The organism is Saonia flava (genome assembly GCF_011927795.1).
Classification (GTDB): Bacteria; Bacteroidota; Bacteroidia; order Flavobacteriales; family Flavobacteriaceae; genus Saonia; species Saonia flava.
In genome coordinates this window covers 1,353,397-1,376,005 of record NZ_JAATJJ010000001.1, presented here as the reverse complement: position 1 = coordinate 1,376,005, position 22,609 = coordinate 1,353,397, and the positions used below count along the sequence as shown (strand labels likewise).

At 36.4% G+C, this 22,609-nt stretch carries 23 protein-coding genes and 1 pseudogene; 10 read left to right on the top strand and 14 right to left on the bottom strand.

Translation table 11 applies throughout. The features are described from left to right. Positions 1–107 precede the first annotated feature (107 nt). The gene (rsmG, locus tag GGR42_RS06115; protein ID WP_167961923.1) at positions 108–746 is read left to right on the top strand and encodes a 16S rRNA (guanine(527)-N(7))-methyltransferase RsmG; all 639 of its coding nucleotides are present in this window, start codon (positions 108–110) and stop codon (positions 744–746) included. A 366-nt stretch (positions 747–1,112) separates the two neighbouring features. Here the strand turns inward: rsmG and GGR42_RS06110 are convergent, their stop codons facing one another. The 6 genes from GGR42_RS06110 to GGR42_RS06085 all read right to left on the bottom strand — a co-directional run bounded on the left by GGR42_RS06110 (position 1,113) and on the right by GGR42_RS06085 (position 6,885). After that, positions 1,113–1,625, bottom strand: coding sequence for a DinB family protein (locus GGR42_RS06110; RefSeq protein WP_167961921.1), 513 nt, complete (start codon positions 1,623–1,625; stop codon positions 1,113–1,115). Between the two features lie 135 nt (positions 1,626–1,760). After that, the gene (locus GGR42_RS06105; protein WP_167961919.1) at positions 1,761–2,099 is read right to left on the bottom strand and encodes a hypothetical protein; all 339 of its coding nucleotides are present in this window, start codon (positions 2,097–2,099) and stop codon (positions 1,761–1,763) included. Between the two features lie 260 nt (positions 2,100–2,359). Next, positions 2,360–3,991, bottom strand: coding sequence for an L-glutamate gamma-semialdehyde dehydrogenase (gene pruA, locus GGR42_RS06100; RefSeq protein ID WP_167961917.1), 1,632 nt, complete (start codon positions 3,989–3,991; stop codon positions 2,360–2,362). 84 nt (positions 3,992–4,075) lie between these two features. Further along, the gene (gene apaG, locus GGR42_RS06095) at positions 4,076–4,462 is read right to left on the bottom strand and encodes a Co2+/Mg2+ efflux protein ApaG (RefSeq protein WP_167961915.1); all 387 of its coding nucleotides are present in this window, start codon (positions 4,460–4,462) and stop codon (positions 4,076–4,078) included. A gap of 12 nt (positions 4,463–4,474) precedes the next feature. After that, entirely contained in the window at positions 4,475–5,527 is a 1,053-nt protein-coding gene (locus GGR42_RS06090) for a DUF3667 domain-containing protein (RefSeq protein ID WP_245201404.1), read from the bottom strand. Between the two features lie 113 nt (positions 5,528–5,640). Beyond that, complete coding sequence (locus tag GGR42_RS06085) at positions 5,641–6,885, bottom strand: type IX secretion system plug protein (RefSeq protein ID WP_245201403.1); 1,245 nt, start codon at positions 6,883–6,885, stop codon at positions 5,641–5,643. Between the two features lie 148 nt (positions 6,886–7,033). On the opposite strand from GGR42_RS06085, the gene GGR42_RS06080 reads away from it, so the two are divergent. The 8 genes from GGR42_RS06080 (at position 7,034) to GGR42_RS06045 (ending at position 14,612) form a co-directional block, all read left to right on the top strand. Next, complete coding sequence (locus GGR42_RS06080; protein ID WP_167961911.1) at positions 7,034–8,386, top strand: Na(+)-translocating NADH-quinone reductase subunit A; 1,353 nt, start codon at positions 7,034–7,036, stop codon at positions 8,384–8,386. Positions 8,387–8,389: 3 nt separating this feature from the next. Beyond that, the gene (locus GGR42_RS06075; protein WP_167961909.1) at positions 8,390–9,670 is read left to right on the top strand and encodes an NADH:ubiquinone reductase (Na(+)-transporting) subunit B; all 1,281 of its coding nucleotides are present in this window, start codon (positions 8,390–8,392) and stop codon (positions 9,668–9,670) included. A 2-nt stretch (positions 9,671–9,672) separates the two neighbouring features. Beyond that, on the top strand, positions 9,673–10,425 hold the full coding sequence (locus GGR42_RS06070; protein WP_167961907.1) for a Na(+)-translocating NADH-quinone reductase subunit C: 753 nt from the start codon (positions 9,673–9,675) through the stop codon (positions 10,423–10,425). Positions 10,426–10,427: 2 nt separating this feature from the next. After that, on the top strand, positions 10,428–11,075 hold the full coding sequence (locus GGR42_RS06065; RefSeq protein WP_167961905.1) for an NADH:ubiquinone reductase (Na(+)-transporting) subunit D: 648 nt from the start codon (positions 10,428–10,430) through the stop codon (positions 11,073–11,075). 23 nt (positions 11,076–11,098) lie between these two features. After that, on the top strand, positions 11,099–11,851 hold the full coding sequence (gene nqrE, locus GGR42_RS06060) for an NADH:ubiquinone reductase (Na(+)-transporting) subunit E (RefSeq protein ID WP_167961903.1): 753 nt from the start codon (positions 11,099–11,101) through the stop codon (positions 11,849–11,851). A gap of 1 nt (position 11,852) precedes the next feature. After that, entirely contained in the window at positions 11,853–13,160 is a 1,308-nt protein-coding gene (gene nqrF / locus GGR42_RS06055) for an NADH:ubiquinone reductase (Na(+)-transporting) subunit F (RefSeq protein ID WP_167961901.1), read from the top strand. Positions 13,161–13,255: 95 nt separating this feature from the next. Beyond that, entirely contained in the window at positions 13,256–13,612 is a 357-nt protein-coding gene (locus tag GGR42_RS06050) for a glycosyltransferase family 1 protein (RefSeq protein WP_167961899.1), read from the top strand. A 4-nt stretch (positions 13,613–13,616) separates the two neighbouring features. After that, on the top strand, positions 13,617–14,612 hold the full coding sequence (locus GGR42_RS06045) for an FAD:protein FMN transferase (RefSeq protein ID WP_245201402.1): 996 nt from the start codon (positions 13,617–13,619) through the stop codon (positions 14,610–14,612). Here GGR42_RS06045 and GGR42_RS06040 read toward each other — a convergent pair whose 3' ends face one another. The 3 genes from GGR42_RS06040 to gpmI all read right to left on the bottom strand — a co-directional run bounded on the left by GGR42_RS06040 (position 14,613) and on the right by gpmI (position 17,832). Next, positions 14,613–15,377 carry a class I SAM-dependent methyltransferase gene (locus tag GGR42_RS06040; RefSeq protein ID WP_167961897.1) on the bottom strand — a complete coding sequence of 255 codons (765 nt, stop codon included), beginning with the start codon at positions 15,375–15,377 and terminating at the stop codon, positions 14,613–14,615. A 26-nt stretch (positions 15,378–15,403) separates the two neighbouring features. Continuing rightward, a complete protein-coding gene (map, locus tag GGR42_RS06035; protein ID WP_167961895.1) occupies positions 15,404–16,222 on the bottom strand; it encodes a type I methionyl aminopeptidase in 819 nt (272 codons plus the stop codon). 92 nt (positions 16,223–16,314) lie between these two features. Further along, complete coding sequence (gene gpmI, locus GGR42_RS06030) at positions 16,315–17,832, bottom strand: 2,3-bisphosphoglycerate-independent phosphoglycerate mutase (protein ID WP_167961893.1); 1,518 nt, start codon at positions 17,830–17,832, stop codon at positions 16,315–16,317. A gap of 226 nt (positions 17,833–18,058) precedes the next feature. Between gpmI and GGR42_RS06025 the strand changes: the two genes are divergently transcribed. Next, complete coding sequence (locus tag GGR42_RS06025; protein WP_167961891.1) at positions 18,059–18,454, top strand: ankyrin repeat domain-containing protein; 396 nt, start codon at positions 18,059–18,061, stop codon at positions 18,452–18,454. Between the two features lie 107 nt (positions 18,455–18,561). Here GGR42_RS06025 and GGR42_RS06020 read toward each other — a convergent pair whose 3' ends face one another. The 5 genes and pseudogenes from GGR42_RS06020 to GGR42_RS06000 all read right to left on the bottom strand — a co-directional run. After that, positions 18,562–18,729 carry a DUF6747 family protein gene (locus GGR42_RS06020; RefSeq protein ID WP_167961889.1) on the bottom strand — a complete coding sequence of 56 codons (168 nt, stop codon included), beginning with the start codon at positions 18,727–18,729 and terminating at the stop codon, positions 18,562–18,564. Positions 18,730–18,862: 133 nt separating this feature from the next. After that, on the bottom strand, positions 18,863–19,627 hold the full coding sequence (locus GGR42_RS06015) for a M48 family metalloprotease (RefSeq protein ID WP_167961887.1): 765 nt from the start codon (positions 19,625–19,627) through the stop codon (positions 18,863–18,865). Positions 19,628–19,668: 41 nt separating this feature from the next. Further along, positions 19,669–20,403, bottom strand: a complete 735-nt coding sequence (locus GGR42_RS06010) for a M15 family metallopeptidase (RefSeq protein WP_167964383.1) — start codon at positions 20,401–20,403, stop codon at positions 19,669–19,671. Between the two features lie 147 nt (positions 20,404–20,550). Continuing rightward, positions 20,551–21,708, bottom strand: a complete 1,158-nt coding sequence (locus GGR42_RS06005) for a gliding motility-associated C-terminal domain-containing protein (protein ID WP_167961885.1) — start codon at positions 21,706–21,708, stop codon at positions 20,551–20,553. A 1-nt stretch (position 21,709) separates the two neighbouring features. Continuing rightward, positions 21,710–22,609, bottom strand: a pseudogene (locus tag GGR42_RS06000) (TMF family protein); the annotation flags it as partial.

Here is a 22,609-nt window from a genome sequence, read left to right as displayed (position 1 = left end):
TGTAATATATTTTTATGAATGTATTAATTTTTTTTGGATATCCTTTTATAAGATAATAACGCTAAACAATACTAAAGTAGTATTTTTACAAAATTACGGCAATATCAATGAAAGCGGACATAATTTTTAACTATTTTCCAGATTTAACAAAATTACAACAGGATCAGTTTTTAAAACTGGAAGAACTATACAAAGACTGGAATCAAAAAATAAATGTAGTTTCCAGAAAGGATATAGATGAATTATACCTACGTCATGTTCTGCATTCTTTAGGAATTGCCAAAATACATAAGTTTAACCCGGGCACATCTGTTTTGGATGTTGGTACTGGTGGTGGTTTTCCTGGTATACCTTTGGCCATAGTATTTCCAGAAACCCATTTTACTTTAATAGATGCCATTGGAAAAAAAATAAAGGTGGTAGATGAAGTTGTGGCCGGTTTGCAATTATCAAATGTAACAACTATTCATGGAAGGGTCGAGGAATTAAAGCCTCAATTTGATTTTATTGTGAGCAGGGCGGTTGCCGCCATGCCTACTTTTGTGCATTGGACAAAAGGAAAAATCAAAAAAGAATCTGTACACGAAAGAAAAAATGGAATTCTGTACTTAAAGGGAGGGGATTTATCTGAAGAATTAAAGGATTACCGAACCGCACAAATATTTGATTTGCCCAATTATTTTAAAGAAGACTTTTTTGAGACTAAAAAAGTTGTCTATCTACCTGTTAAATTTAAAAAGGACTAAAGCGTTAAACTTCTATAGTAAGCTGTCCTGTATTTTTTGGCATAAATTTTTAAATATGACCAAATATGGTAGTACACTGCACTTAAATATGCTTTAAATTTTATAAAAAATATATGCCTTTTCATGTTCTTTCTGTCTTTTGTTAGAAACAAAGGTATGTTTTTTATCTTTTAATTTACAATTAATTAACATTAAATTTACATTGAAGATAACATTGCCTTTGCTGGTTATCGAAGAAAAAATGAAATAAAGTTAAGTATATAGGGACTTAGGAGGATTTAGAGTATTAATAGTTGCTATTTCTAAAAACAAAAAAAGGTGCCATAATATGGCACCTTTTTTACTGTATACGCATTTTCTTAGTCGTTATTTGCTCCAAGGAGGAACAACCCCATTGGATCGGGCGTAAGCAATTAATCCGCCTTTATGCTCACCATTATGTTCTAAAATGGTAAGAAGGCCCGATAAAGCACTCATTTTGGCAAAACCAAAATCAATTTCTTCTCCAAATTTATCGCTTTCAATTAGCATTATGTTCTTGAGAACAAATTCATTTGATTTTTTCAAGGTAGCAATGATATTTTCTTTGCCCTCGATTTTTTCAATATTCATCATGTCAACATCTGCTGGTGGCGCAAAACCCATTTTAGATGCTAGGTAATAATTTCCTCCAGCAATGTGTAATAGGGACTCTCCAACAGAACGAACACCTTCGGAAGGTCTCCAATCATATTGATCCTCAGAAAAAGCCTCTGCCAAGGAAACTACTTGTCCTTGGTTGTAGGCCAAGGTGCCCTGCAAAGTAGATTGTACAACATTGTCCTGAGCTTTAAGGGCAAAAACGGACATAAACATTAGAAAAGATAATAGAATTCTCATTTTTTATAGGGTTAGGATTAATAATACCCAGAATAGGTCGTGTTAAAAGTAATAAATTAACATGTAGATTGTAAAAATCCTTAAACTTTAGGAATTTATTAAGGTTTTATATAAAATCTTAACTCAGTGATACTATTATATATCAACTTTTTCTATCTTAAAATTTACTGTAAACTTATTTCCGACAGCTATATCATTTAAAAGAACCTTTTTATAGTTTAATTTTCTTTTAATATAACTATCCAATGCGGAATTTTCGGTGTCAATTGAAAGGATCACAATTTCTCTTTTTCTGTTAAGGGTAAAGGTGATTTTTGCTTCAATCAATTCACTTTTAAATTCAATGTTTGGGCTATCTAATAATTCCATTACTTGTTTGCGCAATTCTTGTTTGGGCGTATTCATGGAATTAGAAGCCATGGCCATGGTTGCATTTAGAGCCAATATTAAACTGGTTAATACAATTTTTTTCATAAGACTAATTTTTAAAAGTTTAAAATTCGAGGGCAAAGGTAGTGGGGGGTATTATTCTGTGACTGGCACAAAAACGGCAAATTTTATAACATTTCCGACATTGAAATAACACAAAACCGACAAGTCGTAATATTTCCGACAAACGGAAATTAATTTGGTTATTTCAATGAAGAAAATGCCCTTGCCTTGAATTCTCTTGGAAAGAACTTTAAAAGTAAAGAATACTTAGAAGAAATTTTCAAAATGTTCTATTTTAGAAACTATTCCCCTAAAAAAGGATACCTATAATTTTCTGGTGTGACCAAGGTTTCTTTAATTAATCTAGGAGATACCCAACGTAACAAATTCTGTGCAGAACCTGCTTTGTCATTTGTTCCAGAAGCTCTGGCGCCCCCAAAGGGTTGTTGCCCAACTACAGCTCCCGTGGGTTTGTCATTTATGTAAAAGTTTCCAGCACTATTTTGCAAAGCTTTGGTTGCTTCATCAATGGCATAGCGGTCAGTGGAAAGTACAGCGCCTGTTAATGCATATTCGGAGGTTGTGTCCACTAATTTTAGAGTTTTGCCCCAATCTTTATCCTCATATATATAGATGGTGACTACGGGACCAAAAAGTTCGGTTTCCATAGTAGTATATCTTGGATCAGTAGTCAGCAATACTGTAGGCTCTATAAAGTACCCCTTGGATTTGTTATACTCACCACCAGCAATCACTTCCACATTTTCATCCTTTTTAGCTTGATCTATATATTTTGCCAATTTATCAAAAGAACCTTCGTGGATTACAGCTGTAATGAAATTGCCCATATCCTCTGGAGAGCCAGGTTTATTAAAAGATTTGATATCTGCTTTTACCAATTCCAATATTTCATTAGCTGTGGATTTTGGTAAATAAACTCTGGATGCAGCGCTGCATTTTTGCCCTTGGAATTCAAAAGCACCTCTGGTTATGGCAGTAGCTACTTGTTTTGGCTTGGCAGAGGGATGAGCTACGATAAAATCCTTACCCCCAGTTTCCCCAACAATTCTTGGGTATGTTTTATAGGTGTGTATATTTGTGCCAATTTGCTTCCAAAGCTCTTTAAATACATAGGTGGATCCCGTAAAATGGATGCCAGCAAAATCTGGACTTGCCAATACAGTTTCGGTAATCATTACTGGGTCTCCATAAATAACGTTGATAACACCATCTGGTAGGCCAGCCTCTTTAAATACATCTACAATTACTTTTGCAGAAAAGACTTGGTGGTCACTAGGTTTCCATACTACTACATTTCCCATCATTGCCGCACTTGCAGGTAAATTTCCTGCAATGGCAGTGAAATTAAAAGGAGTTATGGCATAGATGAAGCCTTCTAAGGGACGGTATTCCACACGGTTCCATATACCTTCTGCAGAATCAGGCTGTTCTTCATAAATCTGTGACATGAATTCTACATTAAACCTTAGAAAATCTATAAATTCACAGGCGGCATCTATTTCTGCTTGGTGAATGGTCTTGGACTGTGCAATCATGGTGGCCGCATTGATTTTAGCTCGGTAAGGTCCGGCAATTAGTTCTGCAGCTTTCATAAAAATGGCGGCTCGTTGCTCCCATGCCAAGTTGGCCCAAGCTTCTCTGGACTCTAAAGCTGTTGCAATAGCAAGTTCTACGTGGGTCTTTTCAGCTAAATGGTATTTGCCTACAAGATGTTTGTGATCATGGGGAGGGGACATTGTTCTTGTCTTGTCCGTACGTATTTCTTGCCCACCAATATAAAGTGGAACATCCTCATTTCCATTATAATAAGCTTTATATTGCTTAAGAACGGCGTCTCTTTCCGGTGTGCCGGGAGCATAGCTTTTAATAGGTTCGTTATATGCTGTAGGTACCTGAAAAAATCCTTTTCCCATGATAAAATTGTTTTTTATAATTAGTCGGGATAAAGGTAATGAAACCTCAAAGGGTTTTAAAATAAAAGAAAGAGAAATAAAAGACTAGTTCAAAGCAAAAGGGGCGCTGAACTTAAAGGTGGGTATATAGACTCTAAATTTTTCAGTAGAGCTAAAATTTACCATATTGTAATGACCTCTCATGGCCCCAATGGGTGAGCCTAAAAGGCATCCAGAACTATAAGTGTGGGATTCGCCAGGTTTTATAACGGGTTTTTTGCCAATAACTCCCTCCCCATCAACAATTTCCATTTCGTTCAAAGCATCATAGATGCGCCAGTGACGAGATGTAAGTTGTACGGAATCCTTACTTTGATTTTCTATGGTGATGGTGTAACCAAAGGCAAAGTGCATTTTATAGTTTTTGAAGAAAGTGCCTTCAAAACTAGTATCCACAGATATTTTTATGCCTTTTGTTACTTGTGTGATCATATTTTTTTAATCTCAAAATGTTAACACGCTTCCCGTTATCAATAGGAGCACAGTAACAGTTGCTAAAATAAAGAAAATAGAGTTAAGGAACATATATTTAACAATAGTTTTAAATCTTCCTTGTCCATAAAATTTTCTCATAGCTTTATATAGATAAATGGAAAATATCAAAAGAAAAATCCCAGAACTGCTCACCTTAAACAAGGTATCTATTAAAAAACTAATAATGAGCAAGATAAACAACAATGATTGATTGTGGAAACTAAAGATAAGATGATCGGTATAATTGTATTTTTTTCTGATATAAACCAACCAAATGAACAATGCAAAGACCGGTAAAAAGAAGAATATAGTAAATGGGAGTTTAGAAACAATGTAGCTTAAAAAGGTTCCTGGTTCTGTTTTCGCCTTTTCTATATTGACGGCCATATTAAATATGTTTCTATTTTCAACGGAGTCTTCTATATCATATTTTTCCTTGACCTCGTCAAAATTAGATACTACATCTTCGTTGAGCAAGAGATTAAAAAATTCGTGTTTGTCAAAATATCTTTCCAAGCCAGATTTGCTTTTTATGACACTAAAATGCGCGGTGGGGTCGGCCAAGATGATCGAGTCTTTTTTGGAGGCTTCTTCAATGCCTTTTTCAATCCCCTTGCTAATGGTTTCTGTTAGACCCAAGGAGTCCAAAGCTGCCTTTGCTTCTTTTTCCTGTTCCATGGCTTCATTAAAATTGAAATTGATAGCGCCAACTTTTTGATTTGTTTTTTCATCATTACCCATTGTTTCATTTAGTTTTTCAAAATCTCCAGTATAGTTTACCATTAAAAAATAGACAATGGCAAGACTTAATAAAAAACGAAACGGATTGGTGTAAGATGTTCTTTTTCCATTAATATAATCACGGGTAATTCTTCCAGGTTTTAAAACAAGGGCAGATAATGTTTTTAAAAGTTTGGAATCATAGGATATTAAACTGCTAAAAAATTCATCAAAAAAATCCTTAAGAGTTAACTTTTTGGTACTGTTGGCCTGTGAGCAACTGGGGCAATATTTGTCGCTCATATCTAAAGGATGATCACAATTTAAACACAGGGTTCCCCGATATTTAAGATTGTATCTCCCTTTGGTCAGTATGGTTGGTTTGTTGTCCATCTTCCTTAGGAAGTAAATATAGGCTAATTACTAATATCTCTTGAGTTTGCAGAGCCTATTCCTATTGCACTATCATAAAGGTCTCCAAAATTTCTGTAATATACTATTATGGTGTAATTGTTTTCCGTAAAATGAAAATTGCCGCCAATGGAATTCAAATCTATAATACCATCCCCATTTTTAACCACATATTTATAGTTGTTGAAGCCCTGTTTTATTTTAATCATTGCTTCCATATAACCAGATTCTTCATTATAGGTCATTTTATTTTCATCATTCAGGTCATAATTGTTGTATTTTCCAAAAACATAGACTTCATCCAGTCCAATTTCTGGCGTATAGGGTAAGCTAAAATGTACTTGGGTGTATTCGGCCTCTCGAGAGTTGTCATTCCCCTGAAGCGTTCTAATTACAAAATCTCCATTAATATCAGGAAAATAAGTATATGGTCTATCTGCACGTGCCCTATCGGAAAATAATATATGGTGGTACAATTCTTTGTATTCTATTCTAGAGATAGCCGCGCTAGGGGCGCGAAGGTCACTGGTGTCAAAATTCAAAAATTCATTCCCTCCATAGAAACTGGTCTCTTGGTCATATTTATATACCAATTGCCTTCCAATGGTATATTGGGGAGCAATGTTATAAAGTGTGGTTGGCCAATGATAATTTTGTATAATGGCAACTTTAACTTCTCTTTTTGGGTTTACCAACTGAATCCCAACAGGATTTATAGTAAAGTGAACCACTTGTTTTTCATTAAGAAATGTAAAATCCCTTGATCTTTTTATTTCTGCTCCTACCTTGGCAACATCCTTGTAAACAATAAACCTTCTCGAAAACTGAAGCTCATAGCTGTTATTATATATTTCTAGGACATAGTTGCCACTCACTTTTAATTTAGTATTGTTGTTGGGAATGGTAAGTTGATAATTGGAATAGGCCTGTAGCGTATTGTAACTATTTTCATAATTAATAATACGTTGATTGTCTACACCATTTATATATTGTGATTTTAATAGGGATGAAGGTGTCCAATCATAATTGCAATGTACAATTTTGTAGTAATAATCCTGTTCTTGCGCCAAAAGATCATCAAATTCTAAAGTAATGGGTTCGCCCAGTTGCACAATGGGAAATTGATCTTCCGTTGGCCCTTTAAAAACAATTGATTTAATATTTAAGGGTGCATTTACTTCTTCTTGTACCTGTGAAAACATGGGCAGGACAAATAGGAAAACGAAGATTTGTTTAAGTTTTATAGGCATTTAATCCTTTTTTTGGCAAAGTTAAACAAAAAGCGTACCTAAAATAGTATCCTCGTTTTAATGCCCATTTTTCTAGTTAATTATTATGAAAACTTTTGATTAAGTATTAGATTTGCAGCAAATTTTGATAATTTAAGGTCTACAAAATATGTCTAAAGACATTCGGATTAAAAAAGGCTTGAACATTAACCTTGTTGGAGCCGCTGAACAGACTACTTCTAAAGCCGTATTAAGCAACGCATACTCAATAAATCTTTTGGATTTTCATGGAATCACTCCTAAGATGCTGGTAAAACAGGGTGGAGAGGTGAAAGCTGGAGAGGCGCTTTTTTATAGCAAAAACAATGAGGATATGCTTTTTGTGTCCCCAGTTAGTGGTGAGTTGGTTGAGATTGAAAGAGGTGCAAGGAGAAAAGTTCTTACTTTGAAAATTCTAGCTGATAAGGAACAGAGTTCACTAGAGCACAAAAAGATAGATGTGGAAAAGGCATCTGCAAGAGAAATTATGGCACTGTTGTTGAAATCTGGCTGTTGGCCATTTATCAAACAAAGGCCATATGATATTATTGCTGATCCCAATGACACTCCTAAGGCAATATTTGTTTCTGCATATACTACGGCTCCTTTGGCCGCTGAAGCGGACTACGTATTGCAAGGAAAAGAAAAGGAACTTCAAGTAGCTATCACGGCATTGGGTAAATTAACTCCCGGGAAAGTTCATGTTTCTATTGGGGGATCGTCCAACTCGCCTTTTGAGGGCTTAAACGGATTGGTGCTTCATAAAGTTTCTGGGCCACATCCTGCAGGTTTGGTGGGTACTCAGATAAATAAGATAGACCCTATTAATAAAGGAGAGAAGGTTTGGACTTTGGCGCCGCAAGATTTAGTAATTATTGGCGAGCTTTTGATGACTGGTAAATTTAATGCTGAACGTACTATAGCATTGGTTGGCTCATCGATAAAGCAACCAAAATATTACAAAACAAAAATTGGGGCGGAAACTTCTACCTTTTTATATGCAAGTGGAGTAAATGATAATAAATTTAGGGTTATAAATGGTGATGTTTTAACAGGTTCTAAAAGTAGCCAAGATGGTTTTTTAGGGTTTTATAACAATACTGTTTCTGCTATACCCGAAGGTGATGATTATGATTTATTTGGATGGAACAAGCCTATTTTTAACAAAATATCGGCAACAAGAGCCATGACCTTCTCTTGGATGATGCCCAGTAAGAAGTTTGATTTAAATACCAATACTAATGGAGAGCATAGAGCTTTTGTGCTTACAGGGCAATATGAAAAAGTTTTTCCATTGGATATCTTTCCCATGCAATTATTAAAAGCTTGTATGTATAAGGACTTAGATGAAATGGAACAGTTGGGCTTGTATGAAGTGGCTCCAGAAGATTTTTCGCTTACAGAATTCGTTTGTGTATCCAAGCAACCGCATCAACAGATCATTCGTGAAGGACTAGATTTATTACAAAAAGAAATAGGATAAGAGATGAGCTTAAAAAGTAAAATGCATGACTTGAAGATGAAGTATAAGGGCAAAAAAATGGCTCCGGCCATTAATGCTTTTCATACCTTCTTGTACACTCCAGATGAGACAACCCATTCGGGTTCTCATGTAAGGGCTGCTGATGACTTAAAACGTACAATGAATACAGTAATTATGGCTTTGGTGCCAGTATTGTTGTTTTCAATGTTTAATGCAGGGTATCAGCATTTTTCGGCCATTAATGGTTTTCCAGAGGATTTTTCAGTAATGGAACATTTTCTTACTTGGGATAATTTCTGGATTGGGATAGTTAAAGTACTTCCCTTGTTGGCTGTGTCCTATGGAGTTGGATTATTGGTGGAATTTATTTTTGCGGTAATTAAGGGGCATGAAGTAGAGGAGGGGTATTTGGTTACCGGTATTTTGGTTCCGCTTATTGTTCCTATAGATACCCCACTTTGGATGCTTGCAGTAGCTGTTGTTTTTGGTGTTGTAATCGGTAAAGAAGTGTTTGGGGGTACAGGAATGAATATCTTAAACCCAGCACTTACTATAAGAGCTTTCTTGTTCTTTGCATACCCTACATGGATGAGTGGGGATAAGGTATGGGTGCATGGTGCTAGAGAAAGGTCAGAAGAGATTCTTGCAGGGGCAACCAATGTTGATGCTTTTTCAGGTGAAACAATTCTTGGTTTTTTAGCTCAGAACAAAGGTGCTGAAATGAGTTATACTGTTTCGGATATGTTTTTCGGATTTATTCCTGGTTCGGTTGGTGAAACACCAACATTATTAATATTATTAGGAGGTCTTTTCTTAATATTTAGTAAAATAGCCAGTTGGAGAATTATGTTAAGCGCTGTTTTGGGTTCATTATTTATGGGGCTCGTTTTTAACCAAGTTGTAGAATTGGGTTGGATAACAGAGACTAGCAAATTCTATGGCTTAATGAATTTTGATTTTTGGAAGCATCTATTAGTGGGTGGATTAGCTTTTGGTATTGTATATATGGCTACGGATCCTGTTACAGGTGCACAAACAAATCGAGGTAAATGGTTCTATGGTTTCTTTATTGGTTTCTTATCAGTAATGATTCGAGTATTTAATCCAGCGTACCCAGAAGGAGTGTTCTTGGCAATATTGTTAATGAATGTTTTTGCACCAACAATTGATCACTATGTGGTGCGTAGTAATATAAAACGCAGATTAAAGAGATTAGAAAACGCAGTAATTATTCCTAAAGATACAGATGGGAAAACTGCAGAACTTCAAGCAGAAACAGTTTAGTTATGGCAATCAATACAGATAAAAATAGTTATACCGTTATTTTTGCAGCCGTTATGGTTGTAATAGTAGGTTCAATCCTTGCCTTTTTGGCTTCCGCTCTTCGACCGAATATTGCGGAGAATGAAAGGTTTGAGAAGCAGCAGAATATTCTTTACGCCATGGGTGTAAATGAGAATGGTGATGATACAGGCAGTGTAAATTTTATCCCTACGGATAAGGTGGAAAGTGAATTTACCAGTTATATAAAAGAACAGTTAGTAATAGAAGGGGATAAAACTACGTCAGATAAAGAAGCCTACCTAATTGATCTTAAAAAACAGTTAGCTGCCAAAAAGAAAGGCGAAGCATATAAACTTCCCCTTTTTATAGGAGAGAAGGACAATAAGAAGTTTTATATTATTCCTATGTACGGGAAGGGACTATGGGACGCTATATGGGGTTTTGTTGCTCTTGATGATACCATGACTGTGCAAGGGGTTTATTTTGACCATAAAGGTGAAACACCTGGATTGGGTGCAAATATTAAGATGAGATATTTTATGGATGATTTTGCTGGCGAAACCATATTGGATGGTACGCGCTACGCTGGTATTTCAGTGGCAAAAGGAAATAATGATCCGTTAAATAAAACAAAAGACGACAATGAAGTAGATGCATTGGCGGGAGCTACCATTACGGGTAATGGTGTCTCTGCTATGATTAAGGAGAGCGTTAATTTGTATAAAGACTATTTAGAAACTATTAGAGTTAAGTAATTATGGGACTACTTTCAAAAAAAGATACCAGTCTAATTTTAGATCCACTAGCGGATAACAACCCTATTACTATACAGGTATTGGGTATTTGCTCAGCCTTGGCAATTACTGCGGAACTAAAAGCATCTGTGGTAATGGCAATTTCAGTAATGTTTGTATTAGGGGCTGGTAATGTGGTAATTTCTTTAATGAGAAATATTATCCCATCAAAAATCAGAATTATTGTTCAGCTCATCGTAGTGGCAACATTGGTTATCATTGTTGATCAAGTACTAAAGGCTTTTGCCTATGAATTGAGTAAAACCCTCGCTGTTTTTGTGGGATTGATTATCACCAACTGTATTATCATGGGGCGCTTTGAAGCATTTGCTTTGGCAAATGGACCATGGCGTTCATTTTTGGATGGTATTGGGAACTCTTTGGGTTACGGTGTTATTCTAATAATTGTTGGTTTTTTTAGAGAATTATTGGGTTCTGGAACCTTATTTGGAATACCTGTATTAGGAGACCCTATCGCAAAAACAGGATTATACGCTACAGGTTATGAGAACAATGGATTTATGATTATACCACCAGCCGCTTTAATTGTGGTAGGTATAATTATTTGGGTACAGCGTTCAAGAAATCCTGCATTAGTAGAAGAAAACTAAACATAGAATTTAAGTAGAAGATTATGTTAGAACATATAGAATTATTTTTTAAGTCCATTTTTATAGATAACATGGTGTTTGCTGTTTTCTTGGGAATGTGCTCTTATTTGGCTGTTTCCAAAAAAGTTGCAACAGCGGTAGGATTAGGTGCTGCGGTAATCTTTGTATTGGCCGTTACCGTTCCTTTAAACTGGTTGTTGGATAAATATTTATTGCAAGACGGAGCCTTGGCTTGGTTGGGCCCTGAATATGCTGATTATAATTTAAGCTTCCTTTCTTTTATTCTTTTTATTGCAACCATTGCGACTATGGTGCAATTGGTGGAAATTGTTGTAGAAAAATTTTCTCCCTCGTTGTATAATTCATTGGGGATATTTTTACCCTTAATAGCCGTAAACTGTGCTATTTTAGGAGGTTCTCTTTTTATGCAAGCTAGAGAGATCGAAACTTTAGGTTTGGCCTTTAATTATGGAGTAAGTTCTGGTATTGGTTGGTTTTTGGCCATTTTGGCCATTGCTGCCATTCGTGAGAAAATAAGGTATTCCAATGTACCCGCCCCACTAAGGGGATTGGGAATCACATTTATTATAACAGGATTAATGGGTATTGGTTTTCAGAGTTTTGGTGGTATGTTAACAGGTGGTAGCGATGAGGCACCTGCTGAAGAGGAAACTACCACTGTAAAGGTAATTGAAGAAAATAAGGAAAAAGAAATTAAGGAAGAGATAGAAAACAATAAAGAAGAAGTCTCTTATAACAACATAATAAGAAAATAGTATGATGTTAGTTGCAAGTACAGGTGGAACAATATTGATCACTGTAGTATCTTTTTTAATACTGCTTATGGCTTTAGTTGCCTTGTTGTTATTTACTAAACAAAAATTATCTCCTTCGGGGCCCGTAACCATTACCATTAATGGAGAGAAAAAAATAGAAGTAGCTTCAGGTAGTTCATTGTTGACCACTTTGGGGAATCAAAAAGTATTTTTGCCTTCTGCATGTGGTGGTGGTGGAACATGTATTCAATGTGAGTGTCATGTTTTATCTGGTGGGGGAGAAGCTCTTCCAACAGAAACTCCCCACTTCTCTAAAAAAGAATTAAATCATGGAGCCCGTTTAGCTTGTCAGGTTAAAGTGAAACAGGACATGGAGATTACCATTCCAGAGGAAGTTTTTGGTATTAAAAAATGGCCGGCAAAAGTAGTTCGTAACTATAATGTAGCCTCTTTTATCAAAGAATTTGTTGTAGAAATACCAGAGGATATGCCATATAAGGCTGGTGGTTATATTCAGATTGAAATTCCTGAATGTGAGGTTAAATATGCCGATATTGATATCACAGCGCACCCCGAGGAACATGAAACTCCAGATAAATTTCAAGCAGAATGGGATAAATTTAATTTATGGCCATTAGTAATGAAAAATCCTGAAACTGTAGAAAGAGCGTATTCAATGGCCTCTTATCCTGCAGAAGGTAGAGAAATTATGTTGAATGTACGTATTGCTACACCACCATGGGATAGAGCTAAAAATGGTTGGATGGATGTAAATCCTGGTGTTGCTTCTTCTTACATCTTTAATTTAAAGCCAGGTGATGACTGTGTTATATCTGGGCCTTATGGTGAATTCTTTATCAACGAATCGGATTCAGAAATGCTTTATGTTGGAGGTGGTGCTGGTATGGCACCAATGCGCTCGCATTTATACCATTTGTTCAAAACATTAAAAACCGGAAGAAAGGTGACCTATTGGTATGGTGGTCGTTCTAAAAGAGAATTGTTCTATTTGGACCATTTTTATCAATTGGAAAAAGAATTTTCAAACTTTAATTTTTACCTAGCTCTTTCCGAGCCCTTACCCGAGGATAACTGGAAGGTAAAGGAAAGCATAGATGCTCCAGGTGATGGTTTTGTTGGATTTATACATAATTGTGTTATAGATAATTATTTAAATCATCATGAATCACCAGAAGATATTGAATTATATTTCTGTGGTCCTCCATTAATGAACAAAGCTGTGCAAAAAATGGGAGAGGATTTTGGAATCCCAGATGAACATATCCGTTTTGATGACTTTGGTGGTTAATAGGATATATTAAGAATTATAATTTCTACGAAGGTAGGAGTCTAAATAATAAACCGATATTTTATGAATATCGGTTTTTTTTAATGTTATAACCGATGAAAGAATTAACTGAGCAAGAATTGCATAATTTGGCAATGAATATTGTGGGTCGGGAATTGGAAGCTCAGGGATATGAATTTATGGCCGTAAACAGCGCCCTAAAGAAAAATCCCCAATTTGTATGTATTAAAGAAAAGCAGGTTTATTTTATTGTGGTACGCAATGTTGCTTATGACCAAAACCCAAGGGTATATGATGCGAATTTGATGAAAAAAATAAAACAACATGCGGTGGGGTACAAAGCCATAACCTATTATGCTGGAGTGGGTTTGTCCAACGCTAAAGATGAATATTTACCTGTGTACTTAAATGAAGATTATATTGTTGACTATGACGGACTTATTGAAGTTTAGAAGAATGAAGAAGATACTGTTGCTTGGAATTCTAATTTCCATGTTTTCATGTAATAGACTTACTAAAAATACCAATTATGGGTCTGCTTTAGGGACCTCTTACAACATTACATATTTAGCTGATCGGGAATTGGATTTTCAAAATGAAATAGATTCTGTTTTTACAGTTGTAAACCAATCCATGTCAACTTATTTGCCAGAGTCGGATATTTCAAAAATCAACCAAGGAGATTCTACGATAGTAGTGGATGCCATGTTCAAGGATGTTTTTGAGCTTTCTTATAAGGTATTTGAGAGGACCAATGGTTATTTTGACCCTACAGTGGGTGTCTTGGTTAACGCTTGGGGTTTTGGGCCTGGGAATCAAATACTATTGGATAGCGCTAGGGTTGATAGCCTTTTAAATTATGTAGGGTTTGATAAAGTAAGTATTACTTCGGCTAACACTGTGCATAAATTATCACCCAATATTTACTTTGATTTTAATGCAATTGCAAAAGGATATGCCATTGATAGATTGGCCGCTATGCTAAATGCTAAGGGAATTACCGATTATTTAATTGAAGTTGGGGGAGAGATTGTGGCCAAGGGAGAGAATAGAATTTCTGAGAAAAAATGGACCATAGGTGTAGATGACCCACAGAGCGAAAATAGGAGTGAACCTAAAATTTTACTTCAATTAAAGGACAAGGCATTGGCTTCTTCCGGAAATTACAGAAAGTTCAGAATAGATTCCATTACTGGAAAAAAGTATGTACATACCATTAATCCTAAAACAGGTTACACCAAGACTTCCAATGTATTGGGAGCTACTGTAATTGCCAATACCTGTGCGGAGGCAGATGCTTTTGCAACGGCATTTATGGCAATGGATTTAGATGATTCCATAAAATTGTTGGTAAAACAACAAGGTATGGATGCTTATATTATCTATTTGGATAAGAATGGAGAAACTACAGAATTTATGACAAGGGGATTTGAAAATCTAGTGGTAAAATAACTATTTTTTGACCAAAGGAATAATTTCTCCTTTTGCCAATCGGTATTCATTAATTTCTTTTGCCGATAATTTGGAGGTGTAATCTACTTCTTCCACTTTAAAACCAATACTTCTAAGTTTGTTAAAATAATCCCTACCATAGATGCGGACATGATCGTATTGACCAAATACTTTGGCGCGCTCTTTTTTATCTGTTATGGTATTGTCCTCAAAAGTTGATTCTCTATCCAAATCTTGAGGTATTTGAAAAATTCCCCAACCTCCTGGTTTTAATACCCTAAATAGTTCTTGCATAGCTTTAGTGTCATTGGGAATATGTTCCAATACATGGTTGCATAAAATAACATCAAAAGAACTATCAAGAAAGGGTAAATCACAGATGTCCGCTTTCACGGTTGCCAAAGGAGAGTTCAAATCAGTAGTAATGTATTCTATATTCTTCAGCTTTTTAAAACGTTTAAAAAAGGCCTGTTCTGGAGCAAAATGGAGGACTTTATGTTTTCCTGTAAAAAAATTAGTTTCCTTATTAAGGAACAACCATAATAATCTGTGCCTTTCCAATGATAGAGTAGAAGGGGAGAGAACATTTTCTCGGGGGCTTTCATATCCATAAGGAAGAAAGCTTTTAAATTGTTTGCCATCAATAGGGTCTGTATAGTTTTTCCCTTTCAATGATAATGCAAGAATAGGTCTTGCCAAGTAACTTAATTTTATAAGTAGGGGTCGTGGAAATATGTTTAAGATGTATTTAAAAAGTTTTTTCATTTTGCCATTCCTGTAAAGACAGGAATTTATAATTGAAGTTTACTCTGTCTAAACTCATTTTCCTCATCACTTTCAATACCCAAGGCTTCATAAATATATTGAAATGTGGAAAGCAGTTCTGGTTTGCCATTTACAAGGGCAACATTATGCTCAAAATGGGCACTTGGTTTTCCATCAGCGGTAAGAATGGTCCATCCATCTTTTAACTGTTTTATGTTTTTGGTCCCCATATTTATCATGGGTTCTATGGCAACTACCATTCCGTCCACAAATTTTTTGCCCCTTCCTCTTTTTCCATAGTTGGGCATCTCTGGTTTTTCATGAAGACTTTTTCCTAAACCATGGCCGACAAGTTCTCTAACAACTCCATACCCATGATTTTCACAATAGTTTTGTATGGCAAAACCTACATCTCCCACACGATTCCCAGCTCTAAACTCTCTAATTCCAATATAAAGGGATTCCTTGGTGACCTGTAAAAGTTTTTTGGTTTCCGCAGCTACTTCTCCAACCTCAAAAGTATAGGCATGGTCTCCATAATATTCATTTTTTAGGGCACCACAATCAACAGAAATAATATCGCCTTCTCTAAGGGGTTCTGCAGTAGGAATTCCATGAACCACTTGGGAATTGGGGCTCATATTTAAGGTATTTGGGAAATCGTACATTCCCAAAAAACCGGGCTCTGCACCTTGTTCCCGTATAAAATCCTCAGCCAACTTATCCAAGTATAGGGCATTGACCCCAGGTTTAATTTCTGATGCCAACATGCCCAAGGTTTTGGAAACCACCAATGCGCTTTCACGCATCAATTCTATTTCCTCTAAAGTTTTGATTTTTACCATACGGGCAAAGATACTAGGAATCCTATAAAAGAAAAGATTTTATTGAATTCAGTGATTAAAATAGGTATTGGTATAGATGTTTTTTATACTTTTTAAATTAGTGGTTTTTGTGTCATGACCTCAGGTTGCGGTATTCCAATTAATTTTAAAATTGTTGGGGCCACATCTCCTAGGACACCTCCTTTGATCTTCTTTAGATCTTTGTCTATTAAAATAATTGGAACGGGATTGGTGGTATGCGCTGTGTGCGGACTTCCATCTGGATTAACCATGGTTTCGCAGTTTCCATGATCGGCAATCAAGAGTGTTGTATAGCCATTTTCCAAGCCAGTTGTAATAACATCTTTTGCACACTCGTCAACAGCCTCACACGCTTTGATGGCTGCTTCCATTACTCCTGTATGGCCTACCATATCTCCATTGGCAAAATTTAGACATACAAAATCAGCTTCACCTTTTTTAAGTTCGGCAACCAAGGCATCACGCAATTCATATGCACTCATTTCTGGTTGCAAATCATAGGTAGCCACTTTTGGAGAGTTTTTTAGTATACGGGATTCCCCTTCAAAAGGCTCTTCTCGTCCACCAGAAAAGAAAAAGGTAACATGGGGATATTTCTCTGTTTCCGCAATTCGTATTTGTTTTTTACCATGTTTGGCAAGTACTTCTCCCAAAGTTTCGGTAATGTTTTCTTTGTTAAAAATGACTTTTATTCCTTGAAAAGCATCACTGTAATTTGTAATGGTAACATAATACAAGTCCAATTTTTTGGTGTTGTATTCTGGAAAATCTTTCTGACTCAACATTTCAGTAAGCTCACGCCCCCTATCCGTTCTAAAATTGAAAAAGATAATCACATCATCTTTTTCTATGGTTGCAATGGGCTCATCGGTTCCGTTTGTAAGAATTAAAGGTTTTAAAAATTCATCAGTGATGTCCACATCATAATTTTTCTGAATAGCTTCGGTAGCGTTACTTGTTTTGGTTCCCACACCATTCACCAATGCATCATATGCCAACTTAACCCGTTCCCATCTCTTATCTCGATCCATTGCATAGTATCGGCCAGTAATTGTAGCTAATTTAGTATTGGTTTTAGCAATATAATTTTCAATATCCTGAACATATCCTTTTCCAGATTTTGGGTCTACGTCACGCCCATCAGTAAAGGCATGAATGTATGAATTTTTAACTCCTGATGCATTGGCCGCATCTATAAAACCCTTTAAGTGACTGGTGTGTGAATGCACTCCGCCATCACTTAATAACCCTAAAAAGTGGACGTTCTTATCATTGTCAGTGGCATACTTTAAGGCATCGATCAATACTTTTTCATCTTTTAAAGTATCATTTTCCACAGCAAGATTTATTTTTGCCAAATCTTGGTATACTATACGTCCTGCACCAAGGTTCATATGGCCCACTTCGCTATTTCCCATTTGACCTTCAGGCAGACCAACATGCAGACCATCTGTTCTTAAAGAGGCATTTGGATACTTTGTATAAAGTGAATCTATAAAAGGAGTATGGGCATTATCTATTGCAGATACTTTTGGGTCTGGAGATTTTCCCCATCCATCCAAAATCATCAATATTACTTTCTTGTTCATTGGTGTCATCTTTGTTCCAACATCAAAAATAGAACGATCTCATAAGTATAGCTAAGATTTACTTGGGCTTTTTATGAAGTTTCACATTGTTTTTATATTTCTGTTAAAAATTTAACTGAAGGATAAGTGAATATGTTAAAATTAAGTTATTTAACTGTTAATGCTGAAACATTTTGAGATAGCTGGAGTCTATTATTGTATAATCAAAAACTATAATTCATTCATCATGAAAAAAACGATTTTAACTGTAACTGCTGCATTTATGTTGGCAGCTACCGGTATTTGTGCCGAAAGCAAAGAAGATGTCACTAATGTGACCGAGAACCTAACTAGCTTAACAAGCGTTGACATTAATTCATTTTGCAAAGCCATTATGAAAGGTGATATTGATACGGTAAGAAAATTAATTGACCTGGGGGAGGATGTAAATCAAAAATCATTGGGCAAAACACCGGCAATATTTGCGGCACGCTACAATAGAGCAGAAATTTTACAATTGTTGATTGAGAATGGTGCCAATTTAAAAACCAAATGCGACAAGGGATATACAGTTAAAAAATATGCTGAAATGTCCAATGCCAATGAAGTTTTGGCCTTATTGGAAACTGTCAAGAAAAAATAGCTATACGTTTATTCATCAACCAAAAAACGCCATTGGAAATACCGATGGCGTTTTTGTTATCCTCTAAATTACTTCAAATAGTGTTCAGGTAAAAGAGTAATTTGATATTAAAAATCAAAGCCTGTAATAACCCTATACATAAATGCATATACGGCCATTGCCAGTAAAATACCGCAAAAAACGGAATAAGCTTTTAAGATTGTTACTGCAAACCCTGGCTTGCATTCGTTGAATGAATCTACGTATAGATTTCTAAAATTTAATAATGTCCCCATATAGCGTTCTCTTTAATCGGTTCGGACCACAGCTATAAGGGCTAAATGTAAGGTTGTTTATATTAAGATTTGGAGGGAATCAAATATAACAAATTAAGATTTGGCAAAGGTTAAATATTGGGATTTTATCGTTCTATTGTCCTTTATATTTGTTGATTGCCTCTTTTATTTTTTCAATTCGGTTTTCAGGGTCCGGATGGGTGCTCTGAAACTCTGGTGTCCTATTGGGTCCAGCTGCCGCTTTCAAGATTCTCATGACCTCAATCATTTCGTTGGGATTATAGTGCGATTGAATCATAAAAAGCACACCAAGTTCATCGCTTTCCAATTCATCGCCCCTTCCGTTCTTTAATAAGGTATTTTGGCCCACTCCACTAACAAGACCACCCATGTCACCACCAACAGATGCACCCATGGTAAGTGTTTGCCAAAAACTGCTTTCAGCAATACGTTCAGCAGAATGTCTGCCAATTACATGGCCAATTTCATGTCCTAGAACACCTGCTAATTGGGCTTCGTTTAATTGGGAAAATAGGGCATAGGTAATAAATATCTGCCCTCCAGGTAGTGCAAATGCATTTATTGTTTGATCGTCTGCCAATAAATGAAATTCATATTGGTAGGGTGTTTCCCTGGCAATGCTACTTTGTACCAATTTGCGGCCCACAGCATCCACAAAAGCCTGCAAACGTTCGTCCGGATAGAGCCCTCCATGCTGTTGTGCCATTTCTGGAGCGCTTTGTAGACCAATTGCAATTTCTTGCTCTGCACTCATATTAATTGTCTGGGTCCTACCTGTATACGGGTTTTCTTCTTTATTGCTGCAGCGTTGAATAAAGGCAAAGGCCACGATGGCCAAGCCAATAAAAATGCGAATTTTCCAACTACCTCTTCTCATGGTTTTAGTGTTTAAGTGAGATTTTCAATTTACAAAAAAGACTATAAAAGTTCTGGGTTAATATCCAAAATATTATTTCTTATATAGGATCTTATAAAACCTGCAGTAAAATGTTCTTTTCCGGAAAATTCTTCCTTTTGTATTAATTGTAGAATGTTTTTGCTTCGATAAGCTGCAAGCATAGGAATGGAAATAGGGGCATAGCTATAATGCCAGGGTTCATATTTAAATCCTTTTCTTTTGGGCTCATTGGTGTATACCAAATAAAACCCATATTTCCTTGAGTTCTCGTCCATCCATTTTTTAAAGGCCACAAATGGTCCTTCTTCTTCAAACTTTTCTGGCACTAAAACATCCCCTGTGGTTTTTCTATACCCATCAATAATATCAATGTCGGTACCCCAATGATGACGGCTAGTACCTGGAATGGTGGAATATTCAATGATTTTGTCAATGGCATCCAAAGGATCCATATTGTCGGACTCGGTGTATTGGTTGTACTTTCTCTCCCAGATAGATTCTTGTCTGTAAAAATCCCTAAAACTGGATACTATTTTTAGATCAATGCCATCACTATAGGCCGCTTTTTTCATTTCCAAAAAAGCATCATGGGCTTCTTTTCTTAAGTTGATTCCCTCTCCATGCAACTTAATTTCTGCTTTGCCCATAAGCTCTTCCACGGTATATTCTTCTTGTGTTGGCCAAATGGAATGAGGCATAGTGGTAAGTGCCATGCCAAAAAAGCTGCTTTTATGTATAAATGATCGTCTCTTCATCTGGTTTGTTTTTTGGATATTATATTTTCCAACCTTGGGAATATCAAAAACATTGCCAATATTGTTATATCCTAATTCTTTAGAAAAAGTTTTCCCCAAAGTTAAGAAGTATTTTGCAATATGAATGGTCATTAAAATACGGATAGGTTATCTATCCAAATAGAGGAACCCTTGATAGTTGAGCCCTAAATCATCTAACGTGAGTACATAGAAATACATACCTTCTGGGAGTCCTTGCTCCCTATTAATGACTAAATTATTTATGTTGGAAAAGCCGTTAAACTCGTTGGTGTAATTTTTCATTTCAAATACCTTGAGCCCGGCACGGGTATAGATAGAAAGAGTATTGTTGGGTGAAAGATCCAATTCTTCTATGATAAGGGTATCGTTTACGCCATCCCCATTGGGTGACATAAAATAGTTGTCCAGTTTGGAGGAATTTAGGGTCTCGTATAAATTATTGGTGCCCCCAAGGGTAATTATTTCATAATTGTTAGGTGTAAAGGTGTCCGATGTGATAGATCCAGCCTCCATGGTACCTTCTACACGGGTATTGCCAAGGTTTACCCAGCTGTTGCTGGATTTTCTCCATCCTACCACTTTAAGGTCCTCCAAGGTTTCTCCCAATACAATAGCACTGCTTAGGGCATCCCAGGTAAGGGTTGCTTTGACAGATTGGGAGCCTTCCAATCGCCAAAATTCCTGTGTGCTGATGCTCAAAAAATTGGTTTCAGAAATATCTGTATTAAATCCATTTTCAAAAAATAGGGGAATGTTGGGGTCTTCAAAGAAATAGGCGCATTTTGCAAGCGGATTAATAGAGCTGGATTCTAAGGTTAAAGGACGTAACCGGCCATCATCACCCACAGGGAAGGTAAAGAAATCACTATTGGCAATATTTGCATACCCATCTATATAGGAGAAGTCACTTTCCCCATTATAAAACGAGTTTTCCAGAAAACTTAAGAAAATTGCTTTGTCTATCCTTGGGGTATATATGTTACCGGTAATAAAATTAAAGTTATTGGCCACGCTAACCACTGTATGTAGGGTTACTCCCGCAACGCTGGCCATTTCCACATCATAAAAAATGGGCATAAAGGCACCGGATACCTCAATAGGTGTGTTGCCATAAAAACCTGCCAACCCCAGATTTTCATCAAAGGGGGCATTGTTGATGAGGTGGGTGTGGAACCCCAATTGCCCCTCTTCATGGATTTGTATGTTGCCACTATTGTATAGGGCAGTTTGGGCGTGTGTAGAACAAACCAAAAGGAAAAAGAGTATAAAAAAATACTTTTTCATATTAGTTGTTGTTTTTTAACAAGGCCTTTATTTCTGCCAAATCTTTTTTAATGGAATCCAATTCTTGGGTTAGGGTCTCATTTTTGGACTGCAATGCTTTTATTTTTTTCTCCTGCTCTATGGTATGAAGAAAGAGCTCCTCTATTTTTTCTAGGTTTTGGATATTGGATTCGCTTAAATTCCAGAAACCTTCTTTTTTGACTTCTTCAGCAGATTTGATTCCAGGCAAATGATGGTATTTTTTGATAAAAGTTTCAATTTCTTCTAAATCAAGGAAACTGTAGCTTTCTTTTAAACTTGAGTTTCCAGTAAAATATTTTTGGAAAACATAGTCGGGAATTACAGCATTTCCATTCATTAAAATATCAGCTCCTGAAGTTAAACCAGCTGCTGCATCAATTTGAACTACAAAATTGGGCAATATCTTACTGCCGTCAATTGCTGCTCCTGCTGCTATATCTTCATTGAGAATACTGTCGTCTTCAATTTCATCAGAAGAAACAGCATCGGATTGTATTTCTCCTGGTCCAATTGCACCATTTGCAATATCGCCTTGAGTAATTGAGTTATTGGCTATTACACCTGAGGGTCCCCCTGATATTGTTCCTAGTGCGAACTCGTTACCGGCAGATAGGGTCAGTCCAGTGCCAGCGGTATAGGTCGTGTCGTCATCACCGTCGGCGATCCCCAGAGGAATATTGGTCAAATTGGTAAAGTCCCCGTTGAAATCATCAGTTTGGTCAAGGTCGAGATTGGCAGGGATTCCCGTTAGGTTGGCCCAGTCCGCGACTATTGTTGCGGCATCTAGTGCGAACTCGTTACCGGCAGATAGGGTCAGTCCAGTGCCAGCGGTATAGGTCGTGTCGTCATCACCGTCGGCGATCCCCAGAGGAATATTGGT

Excerpts from the sequence above, each read along its gene's own strand:
- rsmG (WP_167961923.1), top strand. The coding sequence starts at position 108 with ATGAAAGCGGACATAATTTTTAACTATTTTCCAGATTTAACAAAATTA.
- GGR42_RS06110 (WP_167961921.1), bottom strand. The coding sequence starts at position 1,625 with ATGAGAATTCTATTATCTTTTCTAATGTTTATGTCCGTTTTTGCCCTT.
- GGR42_RS06105 (WP_167961919.1), bottom strand. The coding sequence starts at position 2,099 with ATGAAAAAAATTGTATTAACCAGTTTAATATTGGCTCTAAATGCAACC.
- pruA (WP_167961917.1), bottom strand. The coding sequence starts at position 3,991 with ATGGGAAAAGGATTTTTTCAGGTACCTACAGCATATAACGAACCTATT.
- apaG (WP_167961915.1), bottom strand. The coding sequence starts at position 4,462 with ATGATCACACAAGTAACAAAAGGCATAAAAATATCTGTGGATACTAGT.
- GGR42_RS06090 (WP_245201404.1), bottom strand. The coding sequence starts at position 5,527 with ATGAGCGACAAATATTGCCCCAGTTGCTCACAGGCCAACAGTACCAAA.
- GGR42_RS06085 (WP_245201403.1), bottom strand. The coding sequence starts at position 6,885 with ATGCCTATAAAACTTAAACAAATCTTCGTTTTCCTATTTGTCCTGCCC.
- GGR42_RS06080 (WP_167961911.1), top strand. The coding sequence starts at position 7,034 with ATGTCTAAAGACATTCGGATTAAAAAAGGCTTGAACATTAACCTTGTT.
- GGR42_RS06075 (WP_167961909.1), top strand. The coding sequence starts at position 8,390 with ATGAGCTTAAAAAGTAAAATGCATGACTTGAAGATGAAGTATAAGGGC.
- GGR42_RS06070 (WP_167961907.1), top strand. The coding sequence starts at position 9,673 with ATGGCAATCAATACAGATAAAAATAGTTATACCGTTATTTTTGCAGCC.
- GGR42_RS06065 (WP_167961905.1), top strand. The coding sequence starts at position 10,428 with ATGGGACTACTTTCAAAAAAAGATACCAGTCTAATTTTAGATCCACTA.
- nqrE (WP_167961903.1), top strand. The coding sequence starts at position 11,099 with ATGTTAGAACATATAGAATTATTTTTTAAGTCCATTTTTATAGATAAC.
- nqrF (WP_167961901.1), top strand. The coding sequence starts at position 11,853 with ATGATGTTAGTTGCAAGTACAGGTGGAACAATATTGATCACTGTAGTA.
- GGR42_RS06050 (WP_167961899.1), top strand. The coding sequence starts at position 13,256 with ATGAAAGAATTAACTGAGCAAGAATTGCATAATTTGGCAATGAATATT.
- GGR42_RS06045 (WP_245201402.1), top strand. The coding sequence starts at position 13,617 with ATGAAGAAGATACTGTTGCTTGGAATTCTAATTTCCATGTTTTCATGT.
- GGR42_RS06040 (WP_167961897.1), bottom strand. The coding sequence starts at position 15,377 with ATGAAAAAACTTTTTAAATACATCTTAAACATATTTCCACGACCCCTA.
- map (WP_167961895.1), bottom strand. The coding sequence starts at position 16,222 with ATGGTAAAAATCAAAACTTTAGAGGAAATAGAATTGATGCGTGAAAGC.
- gpmI (WP_167961893.1), bottom strand. The coding sequence starts at position 17,832 with ATGAACAAGAAAGTAATATTGATGATTTTGGATGGATGGGGAAAATCT.
- GGR42_RS06025 (WP_167961891.1), top strand. The coding sequence starts at position 18,059 with ATGAAAAAAACGATTTTAACTGTAACTGCTGCATTTATGTTGGCAGCT.
- GGR42_RS06020 (WP_167961889.1), bottom strand. The coding sequence starts at position 18,729 with ATGGGGACATTATTAAATTTTAGAAATCTATACGTAGATTCATTCAAC.
- GGR42_RS06015 (WP_167961887.1), bottom strand. The coding sequence starts at position 19,627 with ATGAGAAGAGGTAGTTGGAAAATTCGCATTTTTATTGGCTTGGCCATC.
- GGR42_RS06010 (WP_167964383.1), bottom strand. The coding sequence starts at position 20,403 with ATGAAGAGACGATCATTTATACATAAAAGCAGCTTTTTTGGCATGGCA.
- GGR42_RS06005 (WP_167961885.1), bottom strand. The coding sequence starts at position 21,708 with ATGAAAAAGTATTTTTTTATACTCTTTTTCCTTTTGGTTTGTTCTACA.